Annotated in this window: 18 protein-coding genes; 8 read left to right on the plus strand and 10 right to left on the minus strand. The window is 57.3% G+C overall.

What is annotated here, in order from left to right; translation table 11 throughout:
• Positions 1–70 precede the first annotated feature (70 nt).
• From AC5S26_RS10910 to AC5S26_RS10925, 4 genes are all read right to left on the minus strand, one after another.
• Entirely contained in the window at positions 71–424 is a 354-nt protein-coding gene (locus AC5S26_RS10910) for a hypothetical protein (RefSeq protein ID WP_494184922.1), read from the minus strand.
• A 101-nt stretch (positions 425–525) separates the two neighbouring features.
• Positions 526–735 (minus strand): hypothetical protein, encoded by a 210-nt coding sequence (locus tag AC5S26_RS10915; protein WP_494184923.1) that lies wholly within the window; start codon positions 733–735, stop codon positions 526–528.
• A 53-nt stretch (positions 736–788) separates the two neighbouring features.
• The gene (locus AC5S26_RS10920; protein ID WP_494184924.1) at positions 789–1,112 is read right to left on the minus strand and encodes a hypothetical protein; all 324 of its coding nucleotides are present in this window, start codon (positions 1,110–1,112) and stop codon (positions 789–791) included.
• Positions 1,113–1,150: 38 nt separating this feature from the next.
• Positions 1,151–1,738, minus strand: coding sequence for an RNA polymerase sigma factor (locus AC5S26_RS10925; protein WP_494184925.1), 588 nt, complete (start codon positions 1,736–1,738; stop codon positions 1,151–1,153).
• Between the two features lie 166 nt (positions 1,739–1,904).
• Here AC5S26_RS10925 and ppk1 point away from each other — a divergent pair, with 166 nt between their 5' ends.
• Positions 1,905–4,037: a polyphosphate kinase 1 gene (gene ppk1 / locus AC5S26_RS10930; protein ID WP_494184926.1), complete on the plus strand. Its 2,133-nt coding sequence runs from the start codon at positions 1,905–1,907 to the stop codon at positions 4,035–4,037.
• 73 nt (positions 4,038–4,110) lie between these two features.
• Here ppk1 and AC5S26_RS10935 read toward each other — a convergent pair whose 3' ends face one another.
• The 5 genes from AC5S26_RS10935 to AC5S26_RS10955 all read right to left on the minus strand — a co-directional run bounded on the left by AC5S26_RS10935 (position 4,111) and on the right by AC5S26_RS10955 (position 13,775).
• Positions 4,111–6,888 (minus strand): protease pro-enzyme activation domain-containing protein, encoded by a 2,778-nt coding sequence (locus tag AC5S26_RS10935; RefSeq protein WP_494184927.1) that lies wholly within the window; start codon positions 6,886–6,888, stop codon positions 4,111–4,113.
• Positions 6,889–7,225: 337 nt separating this feature from the next.
• Positions 7,226–9,034: an acyl-CoA dehydrogenase FadE gene (locus AC5S26_RS10940; protein ID WP_494184928.1), complete on the minus strand. Its 1,809-nt coding sequence runs from the start codon at positions 9,032–9,034 to the stop codon at positions 7,226–7,228.
• Positions 9,035–9,058: 24 nt separating this feature from the next.
• Positions 9,059–10,240 carry an acetyl-CoA C-acyltransferase gene (locus AC5S26_RS10945; RefSeq protein ID WP_494184929.1) on the minus strand — a complete coding sequence of 394 codons (1,182 nt, stop codon included), beginning with the start codon at positions 10,238–10,240 and terminating at the stop codon, positions 9,059–9,061.
• 8 nt (positions 10,241–10,248) lie between these two features.
• Positions 10,249–12,735: a 3-hydroxyacyl-CoA dehydrogenase/enoyl-CoA hydratase family protein gene (locus AC5S26_RS10950; protein WP_494184930.1), complete on the minus strand. Its 2,487-nt coding sequence runs from the start codon at positions 12,733–12,735 to the stop codon at positions 10,249–10,251.
• Positions 12,736–13,016: 281 nt separating this feature from the next.
• Positions 13,017–13,775, minus strand: a complete 759-nt coding sequence (locus tag AC5S26_RS10955; protein WP_494184931.1) for an OmpA family protein — start codon at positions 13,773–13,775, stop codon at positions 13,017–13,019.
• Between the two features lie 274 nt (positions 13,776–14,049).
• Between AC5S26_RS10955 and uvrC the strand changes: the two genes are divergently transcribed.
• Positions 14,050–16,092, plus strand: coding sequence for an excinuclease ABC subunit UvrC (gene uvrC, locus AC5S26_RS10960; RefSeq protein ID WP_494184932.1), 2,043 nt, complete (start codon positions 14,050–14,052; stop codon positions 16,090–16,092).
• Here uvrC and AC5S26_RS10965 read toward each other — a convergent pair.
• Entirely contained in the window at positions 16,043–16,921 is an 879-nt protein-coding gene (locus tag AC5S26_RS10965; protein ID WP_494184933.1) for an SGNH/GDSL hydrolase family protein, read from the minus strand. The two genes, uvrC and AC5S26_RS10965, sit on opposite strands and share 50 nt — an antisense overlap.
• A gap of 191 nt (positions 16,922–17,112) precedes the next feature.
• Here AC5S26_RS10965 and AC5S26_RS10970 point away from each other — a divergent pair, with 191 nt between their 5' ends.
• From AC5S26_RS10970 to AC5S26_RS10995, 6 genes are all read left to right on the plus strand, one after another.
• Positions 17,113–18,351 carry a Zn-dependent hydrolase gene (locus AC5S26_RS10970; RefSeq protein ID WP_494184934.1) on the plus strand — a complete coding sequence of 413 codons (1,239 nt, stop codon included), beginning with the start codon at positions 17,113–17,115 and terminating at the stop codon, positions 18,349–18,351.
• A gap of 60 nt (positions 18,352–18,411) precedes the next feature.
• Positions 18,412–19,809: an NAD(P)-dependent oxidoreductase gene (locus AC5S26_RS10975; RefSeq protein ID WP_494184935.1), complete on the plus strand. Its 1,398-nt coding sequence runs from the start codon at positions 18,412–18,414 to the stop codon at positions 19,807–19,809.
• Positions 19,802–21,181, plus strand: coding sequence for an NAD-dependent dihydropyrimidine dehydrogenase subunit PreA (preA, locus tag AC5S26_RS10980; RefSeq protein ID WP_494184936.1), 1,380 nt, complete (start codon positions 19,802–19,804; stop codon positions 21,179–21,181). Before AC5S26_RS10975 ends, preA begins: the two co-directional genes overlap by 8 nt.
• A gap of 18 nt (positions 21,182–21,199) precedes the next feature.
• Positions 21,200–22,603, plus strand: coding sequence for a dihydropyrimidinase (gene hydA / locus AC5S26_RS10985; RefSeq protein ID WP_494184937.1), 1,404 nt, complete (start codon positions 21,200–21,202; stop codon positions 22,601–22,603).
• Positions 22,600–24,054, plus strand: coding sequence for an NCS1 family nucleobase:cation symporter-1 (locus AC5S26_RS10990; protein WP_494184938.1), 1,455 nt, complete (start codon positions 22,600–22,602; stop codon positions 24,052–24,054). The genes hydA and AC5S26_RS10990 overlap by 4 nt, the downstream gene beginning before the upstream one ends.
• Before the next feature lie 278 nt (positions 24,055–24,332).
• Positions 24,333–25,538, plus strand: coding sequence for a dipeptidase (locus AC5S26_RS10995; RefSeq protein WP_494184939.1), 1,206 nt, complete (start codon positions 24,333–24,335; stop codon positions 25,536–25,538).

A 25,538-nucleotide genomic window follows, 5' to 3' on the forward strand; every position in this document is an offset into this window, starting at 1 on the left:
CCAATCGGGGGATGAAAAGACGAGAGCCCATCTTCCGATGGGCCCGTCACATAAAAAAACAGAGAAGTTGTTATTTCCCTGTTACCTTGTCAGCCGCTTTCTTGGTCCCGTCTGCGGTCTTGCCGGCTACTTTCTTGGTCCCGTCGGCGGTCTTATCGGCCACGTCCTTGGTCCCGTCGGCGGTCTTGTGGTACGCCTTTTTGGTCCCGCTTGCGGTCTTATCGTAGGCCTTTTCCGTTCCCTCGGCGGTCTTGTGGTACACCTTCTTCGTTCCCTTGGTTACGCCGTGCGCAGTATCTTTTGTCGCGGACTTGGTTTCACTTCCGGCCTTCTTCAAATCCTGCGAAGCATCCTGAGCGACTGCGCAGAGGGAAAGCGAGGTTGCCAGTGCGAGTGTAAAGATTCCAAACTTTACAGTTTTCATTTTTCTATCTCCTGCCGTGCCGGGCTTCAGACACGGTCTGCTAAAAATATAGCCCGGAGCCCGGCCATACGGCTATGGCGTCCCGCATTCGCCGCGAGCAGTTATTCCGCCGGCCTGCGGAGCTGTTGATTCTTTAGAAGCAGCTCTGCAACCAAGCGTTGCAGCCGGTTATTTTCGATCTCCAGTTCGGCGATCCGGGCTTTGGTCGCGACCGGGGCCAGGGACAGATCGCCATCAAACGCATTGGGAAGGGTTGTCACGGGATACCCGGAACTGGTGGATGCGACCTTAAGGCCTTCTTTATTCGTCATAAAATAGCTCCGTTTATAGGACCAGAGAATCGGCAAGCGGCGGCTGGCCTCCATCAGGGCTCCACAGGACGATTGAACGGACGCCGGCCGCAGCGCATGCCTTCTCGAAATCGTTCCCGCTCTTCTGGGCTCATCTGTTCAACACGCTCGCGCATGCCTTTATTCCACCGACCACCGGAGTGGCGATGAAAACCGCCGAAGAGAATCTTGGCGAGGACGAGCAGGCCGAGGGCCTGCCAGAAGGTAAGCCTGTGCCAACCGAAGAGCCCCGGCATCAAAGCGTTCCATAGCTCCTTGACGATGAAGCCAAAAGCGGTCGCCGCTACGAGCACGAACAGCAGAATTTTGATTGCCTTTTCAGCTTTGTGAGGTTGCATTCGTTTCTCCTTACTTAGGTAGTCCAGATTCGATTGGTTCATCCCTCGGCTCCCAGACCGTCATAGAACGACTGCAGGCGCCGCCGGAGGTATTGAACGGCGTATCGTTTGCGGGAGAGGAGGGTGTTGATACTGATGCCTGTCTTTGCGGCGTAATCCTTGAAACTCGTTCCCATAACTTCGTTTTCGATAAAGATCTCGCGCTGCTCGGCGGGCAGCTCCTCGAGGGCTTCTTCAAGGGCCTCGAGCATGAGGCTGCGCGCATAGGCAGCATCTGGTCCTTCCCCGGCAGAGGGCAAGAGGTCTTCGAGCGTCAAAGATCGATCCTCGCCGTCTATCGCCGCGGGATCATTCAGCGATCCGGGACGCGCGCGACGGAACAGATCTACCATGCGATTGCGAGCGACACGAAAGAGCCAGCCGCTGACGTGCTCGATCGGCTTCATCATCCGGTAGGCCGATAACAGCTCGTAGAAGACGTCCTGAAGGATATCTTCTGCTTCCCCGGTGTCTCCCACGTAGCGACGTATGAAGCTGCGCAGACGAGGCTTGTCGCGCTCCATGGCCTCGGAGAAGAGGCGATCCTGTTCGGAGAGTCTCCAACCGTCGATGGGAACCTGGGGCATCTGCTGGAAAGACGTTTCGGAGGAGAGGAATATTGTAATCCGGGCAAAAGAAATTTCTGCCAGCCGACATTTGCCGGATTGTTCACATTCGGATAGACCGGGTGCGGTAAGCTCGTAGACCTCTATGAGTGCTGAAAATAAAACCCCAACCGCGAGAACAAAAGTCATGGGAAGGAAGAAGGCAGCCGATTCGGCTCCAACCACGGAGAGCTTCTTCTTCAACCGCGATGAGTCCTGGATGAAGTTTAACCAGCGGGTTCTGGAAGAGGCGCAGGACCCTGAGAACCCGTTGCTGGAACGGGTAAAGTTTCTAGCGATTACCGCAAGCAACCTGGATGAGTTTTTCGAGATTCGAGTAGCGGGCTCGTTGCAGCGCATTGAGGAGGGCTACAACCAGCCCCTTCCCCCCGATGAGGGCGGAATGACGCCGCAGGAGCGGTTGGACCAGTTGAGCGAACGGATGACTGAGTTTGTGACGGCGCAGTATCAGTGCTGGAACGAACTTCTTCCCGCCATGGACAAGGAGAAGATCCGGGTTCTGCGATGGGAAGATCTAAGTGACGCAGCGCGCAGCCAAGCTCTGCAGTTCTATGCCAATGAAGTCGATCCTCTTCTTACACCGGTCACCATTGATCCGTCGCATCCTTTTCCGCGCGTGCTGAACAAGGCTCTCTGTCTCGGACTTCTGCTGCGGCACAAGCGAAAGCTAACTGGAGCGAGAAGTATCCCGGCAGCGCTCGGGGTGGTTACGGTACCGCGATCTCTTCCCAGGCTCATTTGCCTGCCGTGCGAAGAAGGCTACAGCGACTTCATCATGCTGCACGAGTTGATCGAGTCGCAGGTGGAGAAGATGTTCCGCGGCTACGAGGTCTTGACGCGCGCTGCCTTTCGCGTCACTCGCAATAGCAACCTGTACATGCAGGAAGAGGAGTCGCGCTCTGTACTGGAGAGCGTGCGTAGCGAGCTCCATAACCGGCGCAAGGGCGATGCGGTCCGCCTGGAGATCGAGAGCAGCGCTCCGGAAGAGATTATCGAGCGGCTGAGAATCAATTTCGAGCTCGATCCCTGGCAGGTCTTCAAGACGGATGGGCCGGTGAACCTATCGCGACTGATGAACCTCTACTACGAGGTGAAGCGGCCAGCACTGAAGTTCCCGCCGTTTGTGGGCAAGGAGTTCAGGCTCAGCGCGAAGTCTACCGATATCTTTGACGAATTGAGAAAACGAGATGTGATGCTTCACCATCCCTTTGACTCCTACTCGGCAGTCGAGGGTTTTATTGAAGCCGGCGCGGTAGATCCATGCGTCATCTCCATGAAGCAGACACTCTACAGGACCAGCAAGGATTCTCCTATCTTCCGGGCTCTGATCGAGGCGGCGCAGAGCAAGGACGTAACCGTTGTCGTGGAGCTGATGGCGCGCTTCGATGAGGACTCCAACATTCGCTGGGCTCGAGAGCTGGAAGATGCGGGAGTTGGTGTTTACCACGGAATCTTCGGCTACAAGACGCACTGCAAACTCGCTCTTCTGGTCCGTCGCGATCCGGATGGCGTGGTGCGACGATACGCCCACCTTGGAACAGGCAATTACAACCCGGTCACGGCCCGGTTCTACACCGATATCAGCCTGCTTACATCGCGCATTGAACTGACGTCGGCCGTCCAGAAAGTGTTCAACCACCTGACGGCAGACACCGAGTCGACCAACTACGACCCCCTCCTGGTGGCTCCGATTACCCTGGCGGACAAGCTGGTTGGGTTGATCGAACGGGAGGCGGAACACGCTAAGGCAGGGAGACCTGCTGCGATCGTCGCCAAGATGAACGGTCTGATCGACCGGCGCACGGTCGAATCGCTTTATGCCGCATCCCGGGCCGGAGTGGAGATTGACCTGATCGTTCGTGGTATGTGTTCGCTACGACCGGGTGTAAAAGGGTTGAGCGAAAGTATACGGGTCCGCAGCATCGTTGGAAGATTCCTGGAGCACAGCCGCATCTTCCACTTCGCGAACGGAGGCGAGGACGATCTTTACTGCGGCAGCGCAGATTGGATGCCTCGCAATCTTGTAGAGCGCTGCGAGGTTGTTTTTCCGGTCGTCCAGGTTGATCTGAAAAAGCGGCTGAAGGATGAGATTCTCAAAGCCTATTTGAACGACAACACCAAGGCACGCCTGTTACAGCCGGATGGCCAGTACGTACGAGCCCCGAAACACGGAACTCCATTCACGGCTCAGGACTACCTTATGGGTCTTGCGGAAGGTAGTGAAGAGAAGACCGTCATACGGAAGTTCGCCGGAGATTAATCCAGCGAGACGTCAGTCGAAGAAGAGGCTGTCCTGTGCGAATCCCGTTCGCCGGACAGCCTCTCTTCTGTTTTTAATTCACCTTCAAGGCGACGACCGAGGTGTGAACCAGCCCGTTCGCCGCAGTGGCTATCACATTGAGCGTATAGGTGCCAGGACGGGCATTCGTCGTGGCTGGCCCGGTTGGATTTCTGATACTGCTGCCACCGCCACCGCAGCCGGAGACGCTGAAGACTCCTACTGAAAGCAGGAGCGCCACAAGAGGTGTAAACCGGCGACGCTTCGGCAAGACCAGCAGGAAGATTCCAGCCAGCGCTGTTCCGGAGCCGACGGCATACCAGGGTGAGCGCGAGCCGGGTTGAGCGTTGGGCGAGTTCGAGGCCGTCGCGCTCTGGGCAGCCGTGATGACCAGGGTTGTCGTGGCTGGAGAGCCGGAAACGGTAACCGGCGAGGCCGAAAAGGAGTAGTTCGCGGCGATCGACGAGGTCGCGGCGACCGTGAAGGAGACCGCGCCGGAAAATCCGTTCGCTGGCGTCACGGTAAAGGTGATTCCACCGGCCGTGGCTCCGGAGTTGACGGCAACCGCCGGAGTACATGGGGTGAGGGCGAAGTCCGGGCTGGTGGTGGAGACGAAGTCGGCTACCAGGGTTCCCTTTGAGGCGGCATAGGTGCCGTCGCCCGAGTAGATGGCGTTGACGGTGTGTCCCCCTGTAGCGGAGGACGGGCTAAGCTGATAGGTCGCCGTTCCATTACTAAGCTGGATGGCAGAATCGCCGGCCGGGATGGCGCCATCGACGAGAATCTGTACCGTCCCGGTAGGTGCGGCCAGGGAGCTGCTTCCGCTGCCGTTGGCCACGGTAATCGAAAGGGTCAACTGGCCGGTAATGCTGCACACGGCGCTGGTCGTGCTGATGGTTGTGGAGGAAATGGATGCGCCGACACCGGTCGACGAGCCGCCGGCTGGGGGTACGATGCTCCACTTGTTGGCTAGCTGAGCTACATCGATCGTGCCCCAACCTGTGGCCTGATCATAACCGGGTCCGGCGGTGTAGCCGATGCTGCCGCCGCTGGGGCAGTTGGTCGTGCCGAGCTGGCAGGGGCTGCTGTTGTTGCCGCTGGTCGTATCGTGGAAGACGTTGCCGGAATATTGACTGGCCCCGATGCCATAGATATTCGGGTTAACGTTGCCGAGACCACCCTTGCCTAACTGCTGCTCCAGTAGCGCGAAGATGCCAGCCAGCGCCGGAGCTACCACGGAGGTTCCGCCTACGACGTTGAGATTCCCTGCCGAGTTGCGGAAGCCATTGGTGCACGATCCCTGGGAGCAGAAGAGATAGCCGTCGTGATTGGCTGCAGCATTCAGGGAGATATCGGGAACGTCGCGAGAGGAGTCAGCTGGAACACCGGGGCCTACCTGCCATGCGGGCTTAGAGAAATAGGCACTGACGCCACCGCCTCCCGAGCTCAGACCAGTGGAGGTGGATTCGTTCCAGACAGCTTCGGGAATGTAGCCTTTGGCTGAACTTATATTGTCTGTGTTTGCATTGGTCGCGGCATTCCAGTACGAAGTACCGCCGGTCGCGGAGCCCTCGTTGAACATGGTTCCGCCCGCGGACGTCGCGAAAGGAGAGCTACCCGGGAAGTCGACGGTGAGACCGAAATCTGCTGGGGGAGCCGGATCACAGTCAGTTGCTCCCGAATCGCCAGAGGCGCTGATAAATGTGATGCCCTGAGCATTGGCCTGCTGGAGCTCTTGATTGACGGCATTGAGACCGGCTTGTCCCCCATTCCACATTGATTCGCAGCTTCCATAGCTCATGGAGATGATGGATATATTAGGCGTCACTTTATTGGAATTGGAGATTGCGTAAGAGAGAGCGTCTGTGACGTCGGCAGTGTTGCTGGCTCCCACAGTTACAAATTGGATGGTTGCATTCGGAGCGACAGCACCCGCCCACTCGACATCCAGCTGGGCTTCGTCGATATCCCCCGAGACTGTACCTGCAACATAGCCTGCTGCCTTCACGATGTTGGGTGGATTTGCGGAGAGTCCTGATGCAGATCGGAAGGCCGCTACATCCGCAAGGCTGATATCGGTTTGGCCCACAATAGCGATAGAGACGCCGGTGCCGTTGATGTTTTGGGTAAGCAATGGGTTGACATCGTAGATGGTGGAGAAATCACCAGGCGCGACGTAGTGCGTGCCCGTAACCGAAGAGGTGAAGTGAGGCTGGACGATGGCGTGCGAACGCGGCTTGAAGTCGTTCAAGCCAGTGATTCCGGTCACGAGGTTGGCAATAGCCGAAGGAAGCTGCGGGTCGGTCACGTTCGAGATGTGCTGTTCGCCGTTTTCAGAGAGCGAGTGAATCGTCGTACTGAAGGCACTTTCGATCTGTCGGACAGAACCGCTGACCGTGATATAGGTCATGCTTGGAGCCACAAAGGTAACCGTAAGCCCCTTTCCTGCGAGCCATGTCTGCACCTTCGTCAGATCGGCGCTCGAGAGACCGAACCGCGCTCCATACTGTTGTGGCGTAAGCCACTGGTGATGGTGGGGAGACGCAGGATTCTGCTGGTCAGCGAGCAACTGCGTCAGATCGGCCTGTTGGGCGTCCGTCAGGTTGAAATGAAGACTGACCGAAGAGAGCATGCGGTCCGAAGACGCTTCACCGAGATCCGCCGCCCGCAGTGCGCGAGACGGAATGGTCTGGCGAACAGAGGCTCGATCGGCATCGGAGATCGCTCTGCTAAGTCGGCTTTGGGGCGCGGCGTGCGCAGAGATGGCCGAAGCCCCGAGAACAGCGAGGACGGGAACCAGTAGACGGGAAACCAGGCAGCTACGAATAGACATTTTCTGTTCGACAACCTATCTTACGTTGGTACGACGGCGCCTTCAGAGAGGCAGGTAAAACCCGGGAACGCCCTGACTCAGGAAAAACTTTCCTGTATAGACCAGAAGTACGGGAAAAGGTTTCGGTAGACCAGAATGCAGTTCGTCATGAATAGACGCCGCTAAATCGAAACAGGATGCAGCTTAGAAGAAAGTTTCTGCTAAACCAAGCAGGAACAAGCATGACAGAGGATCTCTCCAGAGACGAGCGGAAAACGTTGCGGGTGTTCCCGAATCGGTATCGCTCGATCTCAAGAACTTGAGATTTGCGGATTCTGAACGTTGGCAACCATGCTCTTCAGAGAGCGTATTTCCCTGCCCGGATGACATGCCTGGCGATCTCGCGGCGCAGCCCAATGGTATCCACGGGATCATGCTTTGCCAGTCTGCGCAGGATGGTCAGCTGTGTCCGCAGCATGTCGCCTTCGGCCACGGCCGCGATAACGCGTCGCGCGGCAAGCTCGATCTTCTCCATCGCCACCTCAGCATAGATGCGCGCCATTGAAATGGGAATTTCGACATTTCCCTTCGCGGACATCTTGTCCGCCCGCAAGATGCCGGATTCCATTGCGTAGACCTCGATGATCATATCGGCGATGGCTCCCATCACCTCCTGTTGGTCGGCGAGCTGCTGCATGTACCTCTGGGTTGCGGCCCCAGCAGCAAAGAGGGTCAGCTTCTTCGCACTCGCGAGCAAAGCGTACTCTTCCGCCAGAGGGCCTTCGCGGTCTTCCTGCTCGAGAGGGCCTGCCATTACGTCGTCCATCAACTGCTTGATCGCAGGCATCAGAGCGAGCTTGCCCGACATCGCCGACTTCATCAGCCAACCCGTGATGATGAGGCGGTTGATCTCGTTCGTACCTTCGAAGATGCGGTTGACACGTGAGTCGCGATAGGCTCGCTCCGCGGGATACTCTTCGACGTAGCCATAGCCGGCGTAGATCTGGACCACATCATCGACGACCTGGTCCAGCATTTCGGAGTCCCATACCTTCACGATGGAGCACTCGACGGCGTAGTCTTCAATGGCCTTCTGGATGGCGGAGGTATCGTGCTTGTCGACTCCAGCAAGCGCAGCATCGATCATCCCCACGGTGCGATAGGAGAGAGCCTCACCAATGAAGATTCCCACGGCGCAGTTCGCAAGCTTCTCCTGGATCATCCCGAACTCCGAGATTGTTTTCCCGAAGGCCTTGCGCTCTTTGGCATAGCGGATGCCGTTGCCGGTGCACATGCGGGCAGCTCCTACAGCGGCGTTGCCAAGCTTATAGCGGCCTACATTGAGGATGTTGAAGGCGATGTGATGTCCCTTGCCGACCTCGCCCAGGAGATTCGCTGCCGGGATGTTGCAATCCGCGAGGATGAGGGAGCAGGTAGAGCTGCCGCGGATGCCGAGCTTGTGCTCCTCCTTGCCGACGGTAAAGCCCGGCGTCCCTCGCTCTACGAGGAAGGCTGTAAGCCGTTCCTTGCCTGCATCCTTGCCTTCTTTTACTTCGCAACGGGCAAAGACTGTGAAAAGGTCGGCAAAGCCGGCATTCGAGATCCACATCTTCTCGCCGTTGAGCGTGTAGCTCTGGCCGTCGTTAGAGAGGACCGCCAGGGTTCGCGCGTTGAGGGCATCAGAGCCAGAGGTTGACTCCGAAAGCGCGTAGGCGCCGATGAATTCGCCGCTGGCCAGCTTTGGCAGATACTTCTTTTTCTGATCGGGCGTGCCATACCAGACGATAGGAAGGGTTCCGATGCCTACATGGGCGGAGAACGCAACCGAGAAGCTGCCCTGCTTGGCGATGTTTTCGGCCACGATGGCAGAAGTAACCTTATCCATCTCCAGCCCGCCGTACTCCTCGGGAATATCGACCGAAGTAAGGCCGAGCTCGCTGGCCTCCTTGATAAGCCGTCGCGTCACCGCGAAATCCTTGGCCTCGATCTGATCGGACATAGGCACAATTTCATTCATCGCGAACTCAGAGGTCGTCTGCGCGATCTGACGATGCTCCTCTGTAAAGTCCTCGGGGAAGAAGCAGTCGGCGGGCGTTGGATTAGCAATGAGGAAGCTTCCGCCGGGAATAACTTTTCTATCAACAGATGTGGGAGCTAGTGTGGCCATTGCATCACCTCGAACATAGAGCCTCTAATGAATCGCTTCGAAAATCCCTGCTGCGCCCATGCCCCCGCCGACGCACATCGTTACCATGCCGTATTTTGCGTTGCGGCGAGGCATCTCGCGCAGCAGAGTTGCCGTGAGTTTGGCCCCGGTACAGCCGAGCGGATGACCGAGAGCGATCGCCCCGCCATTCAGGTTGAGCTTAGCCGGGTCAATGCCGAGAACCTTGATGACCGCGAGCGATTGCGCAGCAAAGGCCTCGTTGAGCTCGATGACGTCGATCTGATCCAGTGACAGCCCCGCCATCTTGAGCGCCTTGGGGATGGCATGAACAGGACCGATGCCCATCTCCTCGGGATCGCACCCCGCGTAGGCGAAGGCGATGAATCTTGCCATGGGCTGGATGCCGAGCTGCGCCGCGCGTTCGGCTGACATCACAACTGCGGCCGCCGCACCATCGGAGGTCTGCGATGAGTTTCCTGCAGTGATGGTTCCTGTGGCATGGAAGACGGGTTTCAATTTAGCGAGGGCTTCGAGCGATGTATCCGAACGAGGGCCTTCATCTGCCTTGAAGAGAGATTCGACAGCCTGGGTCTTCCCCTTTTCGTCAACTGCAGTTGTTGTGACTTTGATCGGAACAATCTCGTCATCGAACCTGCCGGCTTGAATTGCAGCGAGAGCCTTCTGATGGCTCTGGTAGGAGAACTCATCCATCTGCTCGCGCGAGATGCCGTAGTGAGACGCAACCCGCTCCGCAGTCAGCCCCATGGACATGTAAGAGCCAGGGTAGTTGTCGACCAGCCACGGATTGACCGAGATCTTATTTCCCCCAAAAGGAACGTAGGACATGCTCTCTGTGCCTCCGGCTATGATGACGTCGGCCGAGCCTCCCCGGATGCGATCCGCAGCAAGCGCGATCGATTGCAACCCGGAGGCGCAGTATCGATTGATCGTCATCGCCGAGGCTGTCACGGGCAGCCCGGCGCGAAAGCTCGCGACTCGAGCGACGTTCATTCCCTGCTCTGCCTCAGGCATGGCGCAACCCAGGATTACGTCTTCAATCTCTGATCGATCCAGTTGCGGCAGCCGCTCGAGTGCACCGCCGATGGCAAAGGCAGCAAGATCGTCAGGCCGTGTGGTACGAAGCGTACCGCGTGGAGCTTTGCCGATGGGGGTACGGACTGCGGATGCGATGATGACTTCCTTCATAAAGACTCCTAATTTCTCAGCGGCTTGCCTGTCTTCAACGTGAAGGCGATCCGCTCCTGGGTCTTCTTTTCTCCGCAGAGAGATAGAAAGGCCTCCCGCTCGAGATCCAGCAGATATTGTTCGCTCACCATCGTGCCGGGGCTAACCTTACCCCCGGCCAGTACATACGCAGCCCAGTTGGCGACCTTCACGTCGTGGTCGGAGATGTACTTTCCTTCGCGCATCGTCCACACCGCAAGCTTCAACGTAGCGAGTACAGATTCGCCCGGTGCAGGAATATCGGCGCGCGGCACCGGCGGCGTATAACCTGCATCAACGAGAGAACGTGCCCGCTGTTTCGCATCCATTACCAGACGGTCGCGATTCACGGTGATGCCATCGCTGTTCCGCAGAAAATTCAGCCCGCGCGCCTCAGCGGCAGATGTGGAGACTGTTGCTTTAGCAATCGTCTCGAAGTTCTTTTTGACGGCCTCGAAGATCTCTACGGATTCGCCGCGGGCATCGGGCCGAATGCTTGACCCCGCTTCGATGGAGCGCAAGAGCATCTCCTTGCAGCCGCCGCCTCCCGGGATAAGTCCGACGCCCGTCTCCACGAGACCCATGTAGAGCTCCGCGTGGGGCTGGCGCGCTGCCGCATGCAGGCTGATCTCAACGCCACCGCCAAGACACATTCCAAAAGGTGCTACCACGACCGGTCGTGGGCAGAACTTCACGGCCTGAGTCATGTTCTGGAAGGCTCGTACCGCAAGCTCGACCTCATCCCATTCCTGGTCCTGCATGGTCAGCAGCAGCTGCATCAGGTTGGCGCCTACGGAGAAATTGCTGGAGTCTCCCGTGATGACAAAGGCTTCAAAGCTTGCCACCGCTTCGCTCGAAGGCTTCAGCGTCTGCGTGATGAGCGAGACGATATCGCCACCAAGCGCGTTCATCTTCGAATGCAGTTCGATCGCCGCCACACCATCGCCGAGATCGACGACGGAAGCGCCCGCATTCTTCTTCACGACACCGCGAGCCTTCTTGATCGTCGCAATCGATGCCGTCCCCTCGGCTGCCGGCACGGGCTTGTAGCTTTCGCTAAAGGGATCGAAGTAACGGCGTCCGCTGGGAACGGTCGGATCCTCTTTGTACCAGGTGGGATTTGCATCTCCATTCTTGTCGGCCCATGCCAGGAGCCGCTGGACGTTCGCGGCAACGGCTGCTCCCGCAGCGAGCATCTTTTCGGTAGTTGTCCGCACACCTACGGCGTCAAAGAGCTCAAACGGGCCCAACTCCCAGGTGAAGCCCGTGCGCATGGCCGTATCTATCTCAACGATGCTGGCAGCAGGCTCATTGTCTTTCTCGGAGATGCGGTTCGCCGCATAGGTAAAGAGTTCCGTCAGCAGTGGCCAGTAGAAGCGTGCCGCCTTGTCATGGTCCGGGGATGCGTGAAACAGCTGCGAGACGCGTGCCGGCGTTGATTCCACATTCTTCGCCATCTCCAGCAATGGAAATTTCGGACGCTCTGCTGGTCGATAGTCGAGCGTCTGCCAGTCGAGTACGTGGCGCAGATCGCGCCCTTCGGCGTCTCTCCCTGCCTTTTTGTAAAAGCCCTGGCCTGCCTTGTCGCCAAGCCATCTCTTCTCAAGCATCGTGCCGATGAAGGCAGGAAGCTTCACGTCCGTGCGCTCGTCGCCAATGTCCGCTGCCTTCGATGCGAAATTCCGTGCCACATGCGCGAACACATCGATGCCCACCATATCGCTCAGACGAAAGGTTCCAGTCTTCGGCCACCCCAAGGCAGTCCCCGTCAACACGTCGATCTCTTCAATCGTCAGGCCCTGCTCCTGCATCAGGCGAATCGCGTTTCCTATAGAGAAGGTACCGATCCGGTTGGCGATGAAGTTGGGCGTGTCGCGTGAGGTGACGATCGCTTTTCCTAGTCTCTGGTTGCAGAAGTGGGAGATGAGGGCGAGAGCGCTCGCATCTGTCTCCGGCAGCGGGATCAGTTCCAGCAATCGCATGTAACGCGGCGGATTGAAGAAGTGCGTTCCCAGGAAGAGCGGTTTTACATCTGGAGGCAGCGCCTCGGCAAGGCTGGCGATGGGCAGCCCACTGGTATTTGTCGTCAGGACGGCATCCGCACGCCGGTGCTGCAGGACCTTCGCGTAAAGGGCATGCTTGATCTCGAGATTCTCTGCAACAGCCTCAAGGATCCAGTCGCAATCGGCGATCTGCGCCATGTCGTCTTCGAAATTTCCCACCGTAATCAGGCGCGCTGAATCCGCAGCATAGAAAGCTGCCGGCCTGCTCTTCTTCAGGCTTTCGAGGGCCGCCAGAGCGAATCTGCTTCTCTCCGACTTCGCGGCTCCGGCCTCCACCCCGGGAGGCACAATATCCAGCAGGACCACCGGAAGCCCCGCATTTGCAATATGTGCGGCGATTCGCGAGCCCATCGTTCCTGCGCCAAGGACGGCGACCTTGCGAATGGTGCGGACTGGCGCGGAACTTTTCTCCATTAAGAGAGTTTCTCCCCGGCTTAGACAAAGCTTCCTACGCGAGGAGCATACTGAATGGCCATTCAGTGGGTCAAGAAAACCCTACGAATCCTCGATGAATTTCGGATCTGTGGCCAGATAAGGGAATTTCAAGAGAACAAAAGGAGGGTGGCTGGCAGGGTCTTTCTTATGCTGCCCTGCCGCCGCTGGGAGAGGATAAAAGGCGCCGAGCCGCAGCATATCGAGCCGGCGCCTTGCGGTATGTAGGTCGTGCAGATTGGGTGGTGCGGGAAAAACTATCTCTATCGGCTCGCTGATGTTGCCGTAGAAGCCTGCTGATCCATATTCGTCATCAGCTTTACTTCGACCCTGCGATTCTTAGCACGGCCAGCTGCGGTGCTATCGCTGGCTACCTGCTTATCCTTACCGATACCTATGAGATAGAACTTATGGGGTGGAATGTTGTATTTGGTCGCGAGATAATTTACGACTGCGTCCGCTCTTCGCTGGCTAAGGCCGTAGTTGTAATTCGCATCGCCGGTGGAGTCGGTTCCGCCAGTCACCGCGAGAATATAGCTTCGCTTCTCGGCGAGTCCAGCCGCGAAATCGTCCAGTGTTTTCTTGTCATCCGCGGTAAGGACAGACTTGTCGAACCCAAACGTTACGTTCACATCCGACACTGACTTGTAGTTGTCCAGGTTTGCAACCACGCCGCTCAGCGTGTCTACACGGTTGTAAGCTTCCTGTGCCGACTTGCCAGCCGCATCCGCGGACTGCCCTGCCGCCATTGCGTGCTGATCAGCGGTGTCAGCCGAACCCTGTGCTTTCGCAATCCCCGATTTGGCACGGTCGTCTGTATCGAGGATCGTGCGGTGGTCACTCGCCGTCTTTGCATCGAGCTGGTTGGTCTTGTCGACCAGAGGCGCCGTCTGCGATCGAACATAATTCTTGCTCGAGCAGCCGACGGTAAACGTAAGCAACAGCGCGCTGGTAAGAACAACAGTTCCGGCAGAACCGAACTTCATCTCTTTGCCAAAATGAAAACCTGTCATGGAGCTCATTTGCGTACTCTCCTTCGTGCAGTCAGACTGCAACAGTTGCGCTTATGGCAACTGCAATCGTGATGCCAAATAGACGACACATGTAAGTAGCTTTTTTTCAGTCATATACAAGAAGTATCCGCCTCCCTGCCTCGACGGATCCCCCTTTCGGATCTGGAACTTTTGTTGTGAATTTGCGTCAAATCTACTCAGGCAACCTTTTATTCCAAAGGCGTCTACACTGAAAGCTAAGCCCTCTGCCGCCAACATTTGCGTCGTGCGGCTCCGAACTGGAATGGATCTTCAGCAAAAAATCCGGACCCTCCCTACCTCTCCCGGTTGCTATCTCTATAAGAACGCCGAGGGCGAGGTCATCTATGTGGGCAAGGCGAAGAACCTGCGCGCGCGCGTTCGCTCCTACTTCCTTGAAACTTCGCAGGCAAATGCCAAGACCGGCACCTTGATGCGCGAAGCGGTCGATGTCGACTACATCACCGTAGCTAACGAACATGAAGCCCTGGCTCTTGAGAACAACCTGATCAAGCAGCGCAAGCCACGCTTCAATATTCTGCTTCGAGACGACAAAACCTACCCTTACATTAAGTTGACGATGGGAGACCGCTACCCCAAGGTCTTCGTTACTCGCCGTTTGCGTAGGGATGGCAGCGCCTACTTTGGCCCCTATTTTCCTGGCAATCTCGCCCATCGTCTGGTGGACCTGATCCACCGCAGTTTCCTGATCCCCAGCTGTAAGGTCGATCTTTCCCGCTATCATCCGCGCGCCTGTTTGCAGTACTACATTAAGCGATGCCTGGGCCCATGCGTGGAGGGCTTCACGACGCCTGAAGAGTACGCTCAGTCCATTCGCGATGTGCAACTCTTTCTTGAGGGCCGCCCCGGTGAACTGGAGCAGCGGTTGACCACCCGGATGCAGCGTGCAGCTGAAGCAGAGCAATATGAACTTGCCGCACGGATGCGTGACCAGCTCTCCACCGTCCATCAGATGCTCGACAAGCAGCGCATCGCAACCACCGACAACGAAGATGCTGACGTCTTCGGCTTCCACTACGAAAACGAGATGCTTGCGGTGAATCTGTTCCACATGCGCTCCGGCAAGATCGTCGACCGTCGCGACTTTTTCTGGGAGGACCTGCCGGAGTTTATGGAAGCGTCCTCTGATGAAGATGCGACAGTCAGCCACGACGCGGCGGCGCGCGCTCAGTCGCATGTGCCGGCAACTCTCTCTTCAACTGAGTCCCTTCCTTCGCTCGAGCCTGACCCGTCTTGTACGGCTCCCGAGATTGGCGAGGGATCTCCTCTCACCCAGCACGCGAGCATCGCCGAACCTGGTTCCGCCTTCAGTCCCTCTGCATTCTTTTCGGCCCTGCTTAAACAGCTCTATCTCGATCAAGGCTATGTTCCGCGGGCGATCCTGGTACCCGTCGACTTCTCCGACCGCGCGATTCTCGCCGATCTTCTTGCCGAGCGCACCGGGCATCGCATTGAAATTCTTGCTCCGCAGCGCGGGGAGAAGCGCTCGCTCCTGGATCTGGTGGGACAAAACGCCAAACAGTCTTACGATCAACGCTTCCGTGTCCTTTTACCTTCGCAAAAAGCCATTGTCGAAGCCCTGCAGGACGCGCTCATGCTCGAAGAACCGCCACGCCGGATTGAATGCTTCGACATCTCGCATATCCAGGGCGCGGAGACCGTAGCGTCGATGGTGGTCTGGGAAGACGGCGCGATGAAGAAGTCCGACTACCGCAAGTTTCAGGTGCGTACAGTGACGGGAGTCGACGACTTCGCTTCGATGAGGGAGATTGTTCATCGCCGCTACAAGCGGCTTCTCGACGAGAAGAAACCTTTTCCATCGTTGATTCTGATCGACGGCGGACTAGGCCAGCTGCATGCCGCCGCAGACGCACTGAATGAGATCGGCGTAACGCTGCAGCCCCTGGCCTCCATCGCAAAACGCGAAGAGGTGATCTACGTGTATGGCCAGGAAAACGACCCGGTTGTCCTTGACCGCCGCTCCCCTGTGCTTCACCTTGTTCAAAAGATTCGCGACGAATCGCACCGGTTCGCAATCTCGTACCATCGCAAACGACGAGAGATGCGGGATCGTGACTCGGAACTGCTCGCTATCCCGGGCGTCGGCCCACGCACGCGCCAGCGTCTGCTCGAACATTTCGGCTCGGTCCGTGCAATCCGCCAGACCGCTGAGAAGACTCCCCATGCTTTAACCGCTGTCGTAAACAGTGCGACTGCCGACAAGATTCGCCGCTACTTCACGGACGAGGCGACTGCGGCGGGGACGGCTCTGCATGTGCTGCCTTAGTGGTCGTCGCTTTAGTGCTGGTCATCTCCTTGTACAACATGTCACCGACCAGCTTGTGAACCGCTGTTGAGGGGTGCCCCTTGTGATAGTAGTAATGGTTCGCCGGAGTCGCACACGGCGTTGCGTCTTCGTCGAAGATCGCACGGCCTGCGCACTGGTTCGCAGTATCGGTGATGCCGTATTTGTCGGCATGATCCATCACAAGGTCATAGAACGTACCCCACTGGCTGGATTCCACCTCTGCGCCCTTTAGCTTGGACCGCATCTCTTCCGGAATAGCGCGCAACGCAGGGTTGAGCCGCTTACCTACCTCGCTGAAGGCGGGAATCTTCTCAGGTAATACGGCGATCCTGAATCGTCGAGCTCCTGCTGCGTATAAGGCGTCCATCTCTCCCTCGAGATTGGCCACGGTCTGCTCGGTCGTGATGCGCTTGTCATTGAGGCCACCGGCGAGGAAGAAGATGGTCGTATCCGCATCGAAGGCAATAGAGCCGTCATGCACTCGCGCGACGAATTCAGCAACCTGGTTTTTCATACCGAGCCCCAGCCAGCCTTTGGGAACGATATGGCCGGGACTCTCTCCGGTAGGCGCTCCGCTCACCGCGAAGTCGAGACTTTTCTCCTCCGCGTCGTGAGCATTGGAAGGCACCATCGTCAATCCCATCCGATGCGCCAGATACGCGACTGCTGTGGGTCCATCACTGTCGACCCATCCTCGGCCAATGTCCGAGTAGCTGTCGCCGAATACATAGATTCGATCCACCGAAGTCTGGGCCTGTGAAAGTCCGCAAAAGCTGATCATCACCAATAAAACAAGTATGCTTTGCATGCCAGATCATCCTACCCCGACGACAGCCTCGCGCCCAAGTCTTAATCACCGGCGAACATCAGTTTCCTGAGGGCAAGCATTCTTCAAGAGGGATCGCCCTGCCTGAAATAAAAACCTGTACTATGCCTGATATTCCGATTTCTCCTGTTAGAAGGTTTACAGGTCGAAGGTCTTTCGGGGACGAAGAGGCTATGCCAATCGATCCAAAAAAAGTGGTGTCAAACCTGCAGGAGCTTCGCGCCCTCACCGCTGACAGTAACGGCGCTCAACGTGTCGCATGGTCTGCGATGTGGCTCAAGGCGCAGGCCTGGTTCGAGACAAAGCTGCGCGATCTTCCAGTCGAAAAGCACTATGATGCCAGCGGAAATTTATGGATTACGCTGAGAGGCCGTTCTGAGAAGGCGCTGCTCCTTGGCGGACACCTCGACTCCGTCCCCAACGGAGGATGGTTGGACGGGTGCCTTGGCGTGCTCACCAGTCTCGAAGTTCTGCAAGGCATCGCGGAGGATTTCCAAGGCGTACCGCCTGTCACCATTCGTTTGGTCGATTGGGCTGACGAGGAGGGTGCTCGTTTCGGTCGTAGCCTCTTCGGGTCCTCCGCCTTCGCAGGGACCCACACGATTGCAGCAGATCGAGGTCGAACCGACCACGACGGGACTCGTCTTGAAGATGCTCTGCGCGAATGTGGTTTTGACATCGAAAATATTGGAGATGCGGCAAAAGAGCAGGCTCATGCGGCAGCTTATCTCGAGTTGCACATCGAGCAGGGTCCGGTTCTCGAACAACTCCAGCTTCCCCTAGGCGTCGTTCTAGGCACAAAGGGCGTGGAGCGCCATGCCATTACCTTCCTGGGCCAGGAGGCCCACTCCGGTTCCACGCCGATGGCCGCTCGGCGCGACGCTCTGGCTGCAGCGGCGAAGCTGGCCCTCGAGATCCGTCCAATTGCGCTCGCCCATGCAGACTCCGTTGCAACTATGGGAAGCGTCAAAACCTTCCCCGGAATTGTAACCGCCGTCGTCGGACGCTGCGAGACGACGCTCGACATGCGCGATCTCAATGCAGACGTTCTCGCGCAGATGTTCGGCGATGCAATGGCAGCAAGCGAGCGCTTCGCCGCAGAGGAGAATTGCAGCGTTGAGTGGTCGCGCATCTGGAGCATTGAACCGGTACCCTTTCACCCGGAATTGATCGAGCTATGCGACGCAGCCCTGCGTGAGACCGTAGGTGCCTCCCATCGTCTTCCTTCAGGACCACTGCACGACGCGGCAGAAGTTGCACGAGCAGGAATTCCGACTGTCATGATGTTCGCGCAGTCACTTGCAGGCCTTAGCCACAATAAAGCAGAGGATACGAAGATCGAGCACATTGAGCTAGCCGCACAGGCGTTCGACAATCTGGCGAGAAAGACAATGCGCTGGATCGCCCGTTGATCCCGATATACCTATCCAGAATTCGCGAAATCGCTTAACATTCTTTCCAAATCATGGATAATGATCTCTCCTGCAGCCGGACAGGCGACATACAGACAGGCTGCCACAGGGGTCGTGATGACCGAAGATGCAAGCTTCCGCCGGCGATTCACACAGTCTCCAGAGATCGCTGCGCGCTTTCCCGACCTGCATCCTCCCTTGGACCGGCAAGCAGCTCTGGTTGAGTCGAATCGGTGTCTTTACTGCTTCGATGCGCCCTGCACCACTGCCTGTCCAACGCATATCGATGTACCAGGGTTCATCAAAAAGATCGCAAGCGGCAATCTTGCAGGTTCCGCACGAACCATTCTGGACGCCAATATCCTTGGCGCCAGTTGTTCGCGCGCGTGCCCTGTGGCCGTACTGTGCGAAGGCGCCTGCGTGATGCACCGTTATAATAAACAGCCGATTGAGATCGCACGGCTCCAGCGCTTCGCGATGGATTCTTTCCATGAGAGCGGCGCGCCCCTGCCGTTTACGCCCGCTGCCGACACCGGACTCAGCGTAGCGCTGGTCGGCGCGGGCCCCGCATCGCTCGCCTGCGCCGCCGAGCTTCGCCGGCGCGGAGTCCGCGCGATCCTCTTTGAAGCAGGTCAGCTTCCCGGCGGCCTGAACACCTATGGTATTGCCGAGTACAAGCTCCCCCTCGCAGAGAGCCTTCGCGAGATCGATCTGCTTTCGCAACTCGGTGTAGAGTTCCGCTTTAATGCTCGCATTGATGCGGCAAAACTAGCTGAGCTCGAGCGCACACACGATGCAGTCTTCCTTGGCGTGGGGCTCGGTGCAATTCATCAACTTGGCATCGTCGGCGAACAGCTGCATGGAGTTACCAATGCGCTTGACTTCATCGCAGGCTACAAGTCCAGTACGATCCTCTCCGTTCCTCAACGGGTTGCGGTGATTGGCGCAGGAAATACCGCCATCGATGCAGCCAACGCAGCCGTTCGACTAGGCGCGACCGAAGTTCACATAGTTTATCGCCGTGGTCCGGAAAAGATGTCGGCCTTCGACTTTGAATATAAGCATGCCCGTGAAGAAGGCGTTAAATTCCTTTGGCACACACAGCCTATCGGCATCGAAAGCACGGATAGAGTGGAAGCCCTGAAGCTGCAAAAACTCACCATTACGGAAGACGATCTGCCTATGCCGCAGGCGGGCTCGGAGTTTTCTCTCCCTGTGGATCTCATCATCCTCGCCATTGGGCAGTCAACACACGCGACATTTCTTTCCGACAGAATCATGCTTGAGGACGGACGCATCTTCATTGACCGAATCACCGGGCAAACCTCCAACCCAAAGTTCTTCGCTGGCGGAGACTGCACCAATGGCGGCCGCGAAGTTGTCGATGCGGTTGCAGATGGCAAACGCGCCGGCATCGGAATTGCCGCATGGCTGGAGGCCCAACTCGCCAATGCCTAAGCCCACACTCGAGACCACGTTCTGCGGCATTCAGTGCCTCAACCCCTTCTGGTTGGCATCGGCGCCGCCTTCTAATTGCGGCGAACAGGTGATGCGCGCCTTCGATGCAGGCTGGGGAGGCGCAGTCTGGAAGACTATCGGTGAGCCTATCACCAACGTCAGCTCGCGTTACTCTTCCATCGACTGGAATGGCCAACGCATGATGGGCTTCAACAATATCGAACTCATCTCCGATCGCCCCATCGGGGTAAACCTGGAGGAGATCGCCGAGGTTAAGCGCCGCTATCCGAAGCATGTCATCATCGCGTCACTCATGGTCGAGAGCCGGCGCGAGGCCTGGCACGATATCGTCAAGCGTGCCGAAGACGCAGGCGCCGATGGTCTCGAGCTCAACTTCGGCTGTCCACATGGCATGAGCGAGCGCGGCATGGGCTCCGCGGTCGGCCAGGTGCCCGAATACGCCGAGCGCATCACCGGCTGGGCCAAGGAGAAGGCTCGTACCCCCGTCATTGTCAAACTCACCCCTAACATCACTGACATTCGCGCTACGGCTCGCGCTGCGAAGCGCGCAGGCGCTGATGCGCTCTCCGCGATCAACACCATCAACTCCATCACCGGCATCGACCTCGATACGCTCGAGCCCAATCCAAACGTCGGCGGCCTCAGTTCGCACGGCGGATACTGCGGCCCCGCAGTAAAGCCAATCGCTCTCAACATGGTTCACCAGGTCATGTCCGATCCCGCGTCGGCCCTCCCGATGTCAGGTATCGGAGGCATTGGCTCGTGGCGCGATGCCGTCGAGTTCATTCTTCTCGGCAGTGGAACAGTTCAGGTCTGCACTGCCGTCATGCACTATGGCTACCGCATTATCGAAGATATGGCTGACGGGATGCTGCAATGGATGGCCGAAAAAGGCTATTCGACCATCGACGATTTTCGAGGCCTCTCCATCCCCAAGGTTCGCGAATGGAAGGATCTTGATCTCAACTTCAAAATTGTTGCCAGGATCCATGAAGAGCTCTGCATCGGATGTCAGCTCTGCTATACCGCTTGCTGGGACGGCGCACATCAATGCATCCATCTCGACCGCACTTCGCCCATGCCTGACACCACGCGCACACCCGCGATGGTCGCTGCAGAATCCAGTAGGCGCATCGCGATAACGCCCATCCCCAAGCTCGATCCTGGCAATTCAGGCGTAAGCAGCGCCATAACACCCCTGGAGCGCATCCCGCGGGTCGACGAGCACCACTGCGTCGGTTGCAATCTCTGCTCGCTCGTCTGTCCTGTCGAAAACTGCATCACCATGGAACGCGTCGACACAGGTCTCGCCCCCGAGACATGGGCCGAGCGCACATCCACGCCTGCCTAATAAATTTGTAGGAGCCGCATGGGAACGCTGATTCAGAATGGAACCGTTGTCAATGCCGATGGTACGCAGAAGGCTGACCTCCTCATCGAAAACGACAAAGTCAGCGATGTTCGTAGTGGCATCGCTGCCAATGGCCATACTCTGATCGATGCAACAGGTCTGCTCGTCCTTCCTGGCGGTATCGATGCGCACACGCACATGGACATGCCATTCGGCGGTACCGTCTCCGCCGACGATTTTCTCACCGGGACACGCGCCGCTGCCATTGGCGGTACCACGACCATCGTCGATTTCGCCATCCAGGGTCGGGGTGCGCGGATGCGCGACGCCCTCGACATCTGGCGCGCCAAAGCCGAGGGCAAGGCCTGCATCGACTACGGCCTGCATATGATCGTCACCGACCTTGGCTCTGATGCAGGCAGGCAGGGCCTCGACGATATGGATGACATGGTGCGCGAGGGAGTCGCCAGCTTCAAACTCTTTATGGCGTATCCCAATGTGCTCATGGTCGATGACGGCACCATCTTCAAGGCGCTCAAGCAGACCGCGAAAAACGGTGCTCTTATCTGCATGCACGCCGAGAATGGCTCTGCGATCGACGTCATCGTCCAACAGGCGCTCGCCGAAGGAAAAACGGCGCCGATCTATCACGCACTCACGCGTCCCACCAAAGCCGAAGCCGAGGCCGTTCATCGTTCCATCGCTCTTGCCGAGATGGCCGGGGTTCCTGTCTACATCGTCCACCTCTCCAGCGAGGACGCGCTGAATCAGGTTCGTGAAGCGCGCGACCGCGGACTGCCTGCATTTGCAGAGACCTGTCCGCAGTATCTTCTGCTCTCGCTCGAAGACCAGATGCCCGGCAAGAGCTTCGAAGAAGCGAAATACGTCTTCACTCCACCACTGCGCGAGAAAAAGAATCAGCCCAAGCTATGGGACGGACTTGTCCATGACCATCTGCAGGTCGTTTCTACTGACCACTGCCCCTTTTGCTTCGCAGACCAGAAACAACTCGGAAAGGACGATTTCACCAAAATCCCCAACGGTGGTCCTGGTGTAGAGAATCGGATGCAGCTTCTCTATCATTTTGGAGTCAACGCTGGAAAGATTACTCTGGAACGATTTGTTGAGATCACCTCCACAGCGCCCGCGCGCATCTTTGGCTTGTATCCGAGGAAGGGTGTCCTCCAGATAGGCGCGGATGCCGACATTGTTCTCTGGGATCCAAATGCTGAACACTTGATCTCCGCAGCAACGCATCATATGCGCTGCGACTTCTCCTTGTTTGAGGGCTGGAAGGTCAAAGGAAATGCCAGCAAGGTCTTTTCTCGCGGCGAACTTGTAGTGGATGACGGCAGCTACATCGCTGCCACTGGTCGCGGGACGTACCTGCGCCGTGAGGCTCGAGGCGGAGCGTGGCAATGATGCCGGCCTCGCGCGTCGATATCTCTTCTGCCCCTGTCTACAGCGACGTCCCGCACGACCCACGCCTGTACAACGAAGATCTCGCACCAACTCCACCTGAACGCCGAACCTGGAGTACCTACAATTACATCGCCCTCTGGTTCTCCATGTCGATGGAGGTGACGACGTATATGCTTGCGTCGTCGCTCATTGCAGGCGGCATGAACTGGAAGCAGGCCGTCGGCACCATCCTGCTCGGCAATCTCATCGTACTGTTGCCGATGATTCTCAACGCGCATGCAGGCTCAAAGTATGGAATCCCGTTTCCTGTCTTCGTGCGCGCATCGTTCGGTACGCGTGGCGCGAACATTCCGGCGCTGCTGCGTGCCATCGTCGCCTGCGGCTGGTTCGGCATCCAATCGTGGCTCGGTGGACAGGCAATCTTCGCGATGCTTAACGTACTCTGGCCACAAACAGCGAATCAGCCCGGTGTGCAGTGGGCTTGCTTTCTCGGTTTCTGGCTGTTGAACATGCTGATCGTCTGGCGAGGCGTCGAATCCATTCGCTTTCTGCAAAGTTTCTCCGCGCCCTTCATGCTGATCATGTCGCTGACACTGCTCTTCTGGATGCTGCATAAAGCGGGAGGATTTGGTCCCATGCTTTCTGCGCCCAGTCGATTCCATTCAACGGGTGCCTTTCTCAGGTTCTTCTTCCCTTCGCTTACAGCGATGGTGGGATACTGGGCGACGCTGTCGCTCAATATTCCCGACTTTACCCGCTATGCCAAAAGTCAGGATGCACAGATTGTCGGGCAGTCCTTAGGGCTTCCAATGGCGATGACGCTCTATTCCTTCATCGGCATTGCCTGCACCTCGGCGTCGGTGGCCATCTTCGGAGAGCCTATCTGGTCGCCGATCACACTGTTAGGCCGTTTTCATCAACCTTTCGTCGCATTTCTCGCACTGATCGCCCTGTTGATCGCTACCCTCAACGTCAACATCGGCGCGAATGTCGTCTCGCCTTCAAACGATTTTTCCAATCTCGCACCGCGCTACATCAGCTTCCGAACCGGCGGCCTGATTACCGGATTTCTAGGGCTCGCGATGATGCCGTGGAAGCTGATGAGCAGCTTCGGAAGCTACATCTTCGGATGGCTCATTGGCTACTCTGCCCTGCTCGGCCCGATCGCCGGGATCATGATCACAGACTATTTCCTGATTCGCCGAACCAGGCTGGATGTCGATTCGCTCTATCGAAGAGATGGAGCCTACGAATATTCACGTGGCATCCATCCCAGCGCGATTGCCGCACTCGTCATGGGAGCCTTCGCCGCCCTGATCGGTCTTGTGATTCCCTCGCTTCGACCGCTCTACGACTATGCATGGTTCATCGGATTCTTCATCGCAAGCGCTGTCTATCTTCTGTCTTTCCGTCTCTCCGCCGCGCGTAAATCAGGTTCGAATGTATTGTGATTCCGACAGAGGCGAAACCCGAACCGCTCCATTCGCGCTGCACTGAGATAGCCTGGGGCTCCCAGCCTCGAACAAACGTAATTGATCCTGTATACTGCCCCGAATGAAGCAGAGCCACAGGCGCCCCATGGTGCAATAGGCTCGCTCAATACAATAAAAACAGACACAGATTGGCAGCTCGTGACCAAAATCCATCTCACCGTGCTCATAACTTCAGGGGGAACCTCGTGCTGAGTCGTCGCCGTTTTTTAAGTTTCAGCGCATTGGCTCCGATCGCAATGAATCCAGCTCTTCGGGCTGATTTTTTACAGGAAGCAGTTGCTCAGAATCAGACGGCTCCACAAATTTCTTCTCAGGCACGCGCAATCCACCAACGCGCGTTCATCTTTGACGGCCACGTACATGCCCTAGATCGCGAGTTCTACCACGGTGGCAGCATGGGTGAGCAAAAGCCCGATGGCCAATGGGATCTTCCGCGCGCACGTGAGGGCGGCGAAGGTGCCTTCTTTCTCTCCGTCTTCGTTCCAGAGGAGTATTGCCCTGGTCGTTTTGAGACCAAGCAAACACTACGCCGTATCGATCATGCTTTGCGGCAATTGGACGAAAATCGCGACCAGGCCGAGCTGGCCCTGAATGCCGATGATGTCGTGCGCATACGGGCGAAAAACAAGATGGCGGCAGTGCTCGATATTGAGGGCAGCTACGATCTTGACGGAGATCTTGGCGTCCTGCGCGATCTTCACGGAATGGGTCTACGGGCGGCACAGCTTTCGGCCCACAACTGGAACCAGAACTATGCGGACTCCTGTTGTTCTCCCCCGAAGTCGAATGGCATCAGCTCCCATGGTCGCGACGTAATTCGGGAGATGAATCGTTTGGGCATGATGATTAACGTCTCTCACTCTGCCGACGATACGATCTCGCAGGTGATCGACGTCAGCGATGTCCCGGTTATTGCAACGCATCACGGACTGCGAAGTGTTAACAATATTCCTCGCAATATGCCGGACTGGCTTTTAAAAAAGCTGGCGGCAAAAGGCGGCATCATCGGATTCCAGATTGGCAGCGAATTCAGCTATCCAAAGGAATACGACTGGCTCACGGCACAACGCGGCAAAACATTCTTCGATACCAGCAGTATTCCTGACCGGGTCAAAGGCAAAACAATCTATGAAATCGATGCACTGGTGGCAGCTCAGTTCCCGATGCGCGGGGCTACGGTTCCGGATTCCGTGATGATGGCAGTGGACAACTGGGTCGCCGTGGTCGACAAGGCTATCCAGATGGTGGGAGAGGATCACGTTGCCCTCGGCACAGATTTTGACGGCGGCCCCACTCTGGCAAGAGGGATGCGTGACGTCCGCGATTTGCCCATGATCACCGACGCCATGCTGCGACGCGGCTATAGTGAGGAGCGCATCAAGAAGTTTTGGGGAGAAAATCTACTGCGATTCTTCCGTCAGGTAAGCCAGCACACAGCTTGA

This window comes from Edaphobacter sp. FHG110511_03, assembly GCF_059115365.1.

Bases quoted from the DNA above. Each gene is read 5' to 3' on its own strand.
- AC5S26_RS10910 (WP_494184922.1), bottom strand. From the start codon at position 424: ATGAAAACTGTAAAGTTTGGAATCTTTACACTCGCACTGGCAACCTCG.
- AC5S26_RS10915 (WP_494184923.1), bottom strand. From the start codon at position 735: ATGACGAATAAAGAAGGCCTTAAGGTCGCATCCACCAGTTCCGGGTAT.
- AC5S26_RS10920 (WP_494184924.1), bottom strand. From the start codon at position 1,112: ATGCAACCTCACAAAGCTGAAAAGGCAATCAAAATTCTGCTGTTCGTG.
- AC5S26_RS10925 (WP_494184925.1), bottom strand. From the start codon at position 1,738: ATGCCCCAGGTTCCCATCGACGGTTGGAGACTCTCCGAACAGGATCGC.
- ppk1 (WP_494184926.1), top strand. From the start codon at position 1,905: ATGGGAAGGAAGAAGGCAGCCGATTCGGCTCCAACCACGGAGAGCTTC.
- AC5S26_RS10935 (WP_494184927.1), bottom strand. From the start codon at position 6,888: ATGTCTATTCGTAGCTGCCTGGTTTCCCGTCTACTGGTTCCCGTCCTC.
- AC5S26_RS10940 (WP_494184928.1), bottom strand. From the start codon at position 9,034: ATGGCCACACTAGCTCCCACATCTGTTGATAGAAAAGTTATTCCCGGC.
- AC5S26_RS10945 (WP_494184929.1), bottom strand. From the start codon at position 10,240: ATGAAGGAAGTCATCATCGCATCCGCAGTCCGTACCCCCATCGGCAAA.
- AC5S26_RS10950 (WP_494184930.1), bottom strand. From the start codon at position 12,735: ATGGAGAAAAGTTCCGCGCCAGTCCGCACCATTCGCAAGGTCGCCGTC.
- AC5S26_RS10955 (WP_494184931.1), bottom strand. From the start codon at position 13,775: ATGAGCTCCATGACAGGTTTTCATTTTGGCAAAGAGATGAAGTTCGGT.
- uvrC (WP_494184932.1), top strand. From the start codon at position 14,050: ATGGATCTTCAGCAAAAAATCCGGACCCTCCCTACCTCTCCCGGTTGC.
- AC5S26_RS10965 (WP_494184933.1), bottom strand. From the start codon at position 16,921: ATGCAAAGCATACTTGTTTTATTGGTGATGATCAGCTTTTGCGGACTT.
- AC5S26_RS10970 (WP_494184934.1), top strand. From the start codon at position 17,113: ATGCCAATCGATCCAAAAAAAGTGGTGTCAAACCTGCAGGAGCTTCGC.
- AC5S26_RS10975 (WP_494184935.1), top strand. From the start codon at position 18,412: ATGATCTCTCCTGCAGCCGGACAGGCGACATACAGACAGGCTGCCACA.
- preA (WP_494184936.1), top strand. From the start codon at position 19,802: ATGCCTAAGCCCACACTCGAGACCACGTTCTGCGGCATTCAGTGCCTC.
- hydA (WP_494184937.1), top strand. From the start codon at position 21,200: ATGGGAACGCTGATTCAGAATGGAACCGTTGTCAATGCCGATGGTACG.
- AC5S26_RS10990 (WP_494184938.1), top strand. From the start codon at position 22,600: ATGATGCCGGCCTCGCGCGTCGATATCTCTTCTGCCCCTGTCTACAGC.
- AC5S26_RS10995 (WP_494184939.1), top strand. From the start codon at position 24,333: ATGAATCCAGCTCTTCGGGCTGATTTTTTACAGGAAGCAGTTGCTCAG.